This window comes from Dyella sp. (genome assembly GCF_036568765.1).
Lineage (GTDB): Bacteria > Pseudomonadota > Gammaproteobacteria > Xanthomonadales > Rhodanobacteraceae > GSA-30.
This window is the reverse complement of record NZ_DATCRY010000200.1, coordinates 1-5,000: the sequence shown is the minus strand read 5'-3', so window position 1 is coordinate 5,000 and position 5,000 is coordinate 1. Positions and strand designations below refer to the sequence as shown.

Below are 5,000 nucleotides of genomic sequence, written 5' to 3'. Positions count from 1 at the left end.
CTGCGAATAGGCAACGACGGAATCGGACCGACCCTGCTCGATGCCGTCGCCGAAAACCACGCCGATTTACTCGTGATGGGCGCATGGGGGCATTCGCGTTTCAATGAATGGGTACTTGGTGGAGCGACGCGCTACGTGCTGCAGCATGCACGGCTTCCCGTGCTTATGGCGCACTGAGCCAGGGTGAAGGGTGCAGACGATGTCCTATGCATTTCATTCTCATGGCGCAATGTCATCGACTACTGCAATGGTGCTTCGCTCCTTGAGAAGGCCGTTGGTGACCGAGGAGCGGCCGCTGCCCGTGCCTGGCCGAAACGAGGTGCGTATCCTTGTGGAAGCTTGTGGTGTATGCCGCACCGATCTCCATCTGTTGGACGGCGAGTTGCCCCAGGCGGCCTTGCCTGTCGTGCCCGGGCATGAAGCGGTGGGCAGGGTGGAGGCGGTAGGCGCGGATGTCACGCTATGGAAAGCGGGTGACCGTATCGGTGTGCCATGGCTGGGCGGCACTTGTGGCGTATGCGACTACTGCGCACGCGGGTGGGAGAATCTCTGCGACGCGCCAGAGTTCACAGGCTGCTCGCGAGATGGCGGATACGCCACGCATATGCTGGCGAACGCGGCGTTCTGTTTGCCGATGCCGGAAAGGGACTATCCCGATGCCGCGCTCGCCGCACCGCTACTTTGCGCCGGGTTGATCGGAGGGCGCGCCCTTCGGCTGGCAGGCGAAGGCGATGCCTTGGGGCTTTATGGCTTCGGGGCGGCAGCGCATATACTCGCTCAGGTAGCGCGTACGGCCGGACGTCGTGTATACGCTTTTACTCGCCAAGGCGATCTGGAGGCGCAATCGTTCGCGCGCTCCCTGGGCGTCACTTGGGTTGGCACGTCCGAGGAATCGCCGCCCGAACTTCTGGACGCAGCGATTATTTTCGCCCCCATCGGCGAGTTGGTGCCGAAGGCGCTGCAGGCCGTAAAAAAGGGCGGCACTGTGGTGTGCGGTGGCATTCACATGAGCGATATACCGCGCTTCCCCTATCGGCTGTTGTGGGAAGAGCGCCGCCTCACCTCGGTAGCCAATCTTACCCGTGAGGACGGTCATGCATTTCTCGCTACCGCCGCGCGTGCCCAAGTGCGAACCCATGTACGTCGCTATTCGCTTGCTGATGCTAATTGCGCGCTGGACGACTTACGGACTGGCCGCGTGCAAGGCGCGGCGGTGCTGATGCCGATGGCATGAACGAAATAGGCGTCGAGGCGATGTGTCATTGGTTGCCGACGACGCAAGGCCACTGCCAAGCGATATACGCGAAGCGTTGTCTCATCGCCAAGTCGCGTACGAACCTTGCCGGTGACTGTATCGTGGCGACTGAGCCGAATTCTCTGCACCTCGCGACAAAGGCCATCGAATTGGCCGGCAGAGTCGATCATGCATTGCAAGTCAGGGGTCATCCGTATCTGGCGCCTGTCTATACCTCTGCGCTCGAACTCTTCGGCGTTCTTGCGCTAAGGGGAGCGGAGGAATTGACTTGCCTCAATATTCGCGGTCTCCGGTCCACTCAATATAAGCCATGGAAGCTTGTGGCAGGACGACCGCACCTCGATAAAGCGAAGCGCCATCCGTGGGATAACTCGAACCCGAGGCCGCCTCTATGAAGATCTTGTTGCCCGTCGATGGCAGCCCCCACAGCACACGCGCGGCTCGCTATCTGGTCAAGCATTGGCCTGTAGATGCTTCGGTCACTTTGCTCAACGTCGATCTGCCGTTGCGCGATTCCATCTCCGGAAGGCTGGATGCTGCAAGCATTGCGCGTTTTCATGCCGATAACGGTCGTTACGCACTGCGTTCGGCTCGCCGGGTATTGACCCATGCGGGCCATTTGCATGACGAGTTGTTACTCGTCGGCGATCCAGGAAGTGAAATTTCGCGCGTGGCCCAGCGGGGGCGCTATGACCTCGTCATCATGGGATCGCACGGGCGTGGTTCGTTCAAGAGCCTGTTCCTTGGGTCGGTGGTGATGAAGGTGTTATCTCAATCGCGCATACCGGTGATGGTGGTTCGATAACCATAGGCGCAAAGCGCTCTCATGTCGCACCCTGCGAGGCCCTTGCTGGCGATTGACTTATGTCAATGGGGCGTTACGACGACATGCCATCCTGAGCTGAAAAGGCCGGTCGCCATAAGGAGGGCCATCATGTATGCCAAAGACATTGCCACACCTCACGTGGTTCAGGCCGACGCGACACAGAGCCTGCGCGATGCGGCGCGAATCTTGTACCGGCATCAGGTGAGCTGCCTGGTCGTAACCAGCAAACATGGACGGGAAAAGGTGCCTGTGGGGATGATAACCGATCGCGATATCGCGACCGCGACCTTGCTGGAGGGCAAAAATGCGGACTCCACAGCTATCGCCAGCACCATGTCGCGACCGCCAGTGATCTGTCGTAGCGATAGCACGCTTACCGAAGTGATTGCCATCATGCGTGGGAGCGGATTGCGCCGGCTACCGGTAGTCGATGGCAACGGAGCGCTCGTCGGTATCGTTGCCGCCGACGATGTGATCGCCGCGATGGCTGAATTGATGGAGAACCTCGCGCGCGCCCTTATTGTCGATCCGCAGCTGGATCGCGCCTACCGCTGACCGTATAGCACCTCATGGACTCTCAGTCGACTGCTGACGAACCGATGCAACAGGATATCCGGCTCGATGTTTCCCGGCCGCTGCTGCCTTTCGATCGACTGCGGCGAATGGGTATCGACTCGGGTGACGAACATGTGATTTATCTGCACGAGGATTCTTCCATCTGTCGTTCCGAGGGTTTTGGTGCCTACAGTCGCGTGCAGATATGTATGGGAGAGCGGCGGATCCTTGCCCGGCTGAACATGGTGCGAGGCGCATTGTTGAAGCCGGATGAGGCGGGGCTGTCGGAATCGGCCTGGCGCGCATTGGCGCCGCGGGCTGGTGAAACCGCGATGTTTTCGCATCCGGCCACAGTGGAATCGCTTTCGCTGGTCCGGGCCAAAATTCACGGTCAGGTTTTGCGGCGTGAGGATTTTGAAGTCATCGTGCGTGACATTGCAGATCGCCGCTATTCGATGCTTGAATTGGCGGCCTTTGTTACTGCCTGTGCCGATAATCATCTAGCACTGGAGGAGGTGGGCGCGCTTACGGGTGCGATGGTTTCCAGTGGTGCGCGAGTGCGCTGGCCTCATGCAATGGTCGTCGACAAGCATTGCATTGGCGGGCTGGCCGGCAATCGCACGACGCCCATCTTGGTAGCTATCGTGACGTCGCTGGGGTTGATCATGCCAAAAACCTCGTCGCGTGCGATCACATCGCCGGCGGGAACGGCAGATACGATGGAAATGCTCGCACCGGTGGATTTATCGTTGCAACACATGCGCGAGACAGTCGAGCGCACTGGCGGCTGTGTGGCCTGGGGTGGGTCGATCGGACTGAGCCCTGTCGACGACATGATGATTAGTATCGAGCGCGCGCTGGACATCGACGGCGAAGGCCAGTTGGTCGCTTCGGTACTGTCCAAGAAAATCGCGGCCGGTTCCACTCATGTGCTGATCGATGTGCCCGTCGGTCCTACGGCCAAAGTACGGGATCACGCGGAAGCGCGGTCGCTCGCCGATTGTCTGACTCGCGTGGCAGGCGATTTCGGCGTGCATGTGCGTTGCCTTTTTACGGATGGTAGCCAACCGGTCGGACGAGGGGTCGGCCCTGGGCTGGAGGCTCACGATGTTCTCGCGGTGTTGCAAGGCTTGTCCAGCGCGCCCATGGACTTGCGTGAGCGCGCCATTTCCCTGGCTGCTGCATTATTGGAGCTCTCCGGTGCGGCTGGCCAGGGCGCGCGCGCGGTCGCGATGGCGACCCAGGCGCTGAACAGCGGAGCGGCATGGCGCCAGTTCCAGGCCATATGCGAGGCCCAGGGAGGCATGCGTGTACCAGGGTGGGCGGCACACCAGTATCCTTTTCGCTCGACGCATGCCGGGTGCGTCCTGTCGATCGACAATCGCAGGTTGTCGCGCGTGGCCAAGCTTGCCGGAGCTCCCAAGTCGCCGTTGGCGGGGCTGATGCTTCATGTGCGCCTCGGTGATCGGGTGGACATGGACCAGCCGATATTTACGGTTCATGCCCAAACGCGTGGCGAGCTTGCCTACGCTATGGAGTACGTACATCGTCATCCTTGCATCGTCACGCTTGCGGATGCTCCATGAAACGCGTGGTGTACGCCATGCCAGGCAATGAGGACATGGCCGACGCGCTGGCGCGCCGCCTGCGCCTGGCGCGTCATACCCTGGATCTGCATCGTTTTCCGGATGGCGAAACGCTGGTGCATCTACAAAAGCCTCCAACTGGGGCGGAAGCCCTCATCGTTTGCACGATGAATGGGCCGAACGAAAAGACCGTTCCGCTCCTGATGGCTGCCGATACCGTGCGCGAACTCGGTGCGAGCCGGGTCGGTCTGATTGCACCGTATTTGGCTTATTTGCGACAAGATATGCGCTTTCGCGCCGGCGACGCCGTGTCGGCGCGTCTTTTCGGGCGACTGCTGCGAGAGCATTTTGAATGGCAGGTCACGGTCGATCCGCATTTACATCGACTTCGCAGCCTGGCGGATGCAGGCATGCCAGACGGTAAAGCAGTGTCGGCGGCGCCGGCGCTCGCCGAATGGTTGCAAGCCCATGTACAGCAACCGTTGTTGATCGGCCCCGACGAGGAGAGCGCGCCATGGGTGGAAAGCGTCGCGAGATTGATCGGGGCGCCGACTGTCGTTGCCGCCAAACGTCGCACCGGCGATCGCGAAGTGTCGATGCGATGGCCCGATCTGACGGCGTGGCGAGAGCATCGGCCGGTTTTGCTCGATGATATTATTTCAAGTGGCCATACTTTGTTGACGGCGGTGGCTCATTTGCGAGCGGCAGGTTTACCCGCGCCTTGGTGCGTGGCGGTGCACGGCCTATTCGCCGACGATGCGCTTGGACGCCTGTATGC

The 5,000-nt window shown here is 60.6% G+C and carries 6 protein-coding genes; all 6 read left to right on the top strand.

Features of this window, described 5'->3' with window-relative positions:
• Positions 1 to 177, top strand: a complete 177-nt coding sequence (locus VIM98_RS14020; protein WP_331993728.1) for a universal stress protein — start codon at positions 1 to 3, stop codon at positions 175 to 177.
• A gap of 22 nt (positions 178 to 199) precedes the next feature.
• A complete protein-coding gene (locus tag VIM98_RS14015) occupies positions 200 to 1,234 on the top strand; it encodes a zinc-dependent alcohol dehydrogenase family protein (RefSeq protein WP_331993727.1) in 1,035 nt (344 codons plus the stop codon).
• A 412-nt stretch (positions 1,235 to 1,646) separates the two neighbouring features.
• Positions 1,647 to 2,060, top strand: a complete 414-nt coding sequence (locus VIM98_RS14010; protein WP_331993726.1) for a universal stress protein — start codon at positions 1,647 to 1,649, stop codon at positions 2,058 to 2,060.
• 129 nt (positions 2,061 to 2,189) lie between these two features.
• Positions 2,190 to 2,636 carry a CBS domain-containing protein gene (locus tag VIM98_RS14005; RefSeq protein WP_331993725.1) on the top strand — a complete coding sequence of 149 codons (447 nt, stop codon included), beginning with the start codon at positions 2,190 to 2,192 and terminating at the stop codon, positions 2,634 to 2,636.
• A gap of 14 nt (positions 2,637 to 2,650) precedes the next feature.
• A complete protein-coding gene (locus VIM98_RS14000; protein ID WP_331993724.1) occupies positions 2,651 to 4,222 on the top strand; it encodes a thymidine phosphorylase family protein in 1,572 nt (523 codons plus the stop codon).
• Positions 4,219 to 5,000, top strand: a 782-nt coding sequence (locus VIM98_RS13995) for a ribose-phosphate diphosphokinase (protein ID WP_331993723.1), incomplete at its 3' end; no start/stop codon positions are given. The genes VIM98_RS14000 and VIM98_RS13995, both read left to right, overlap by 4 nt.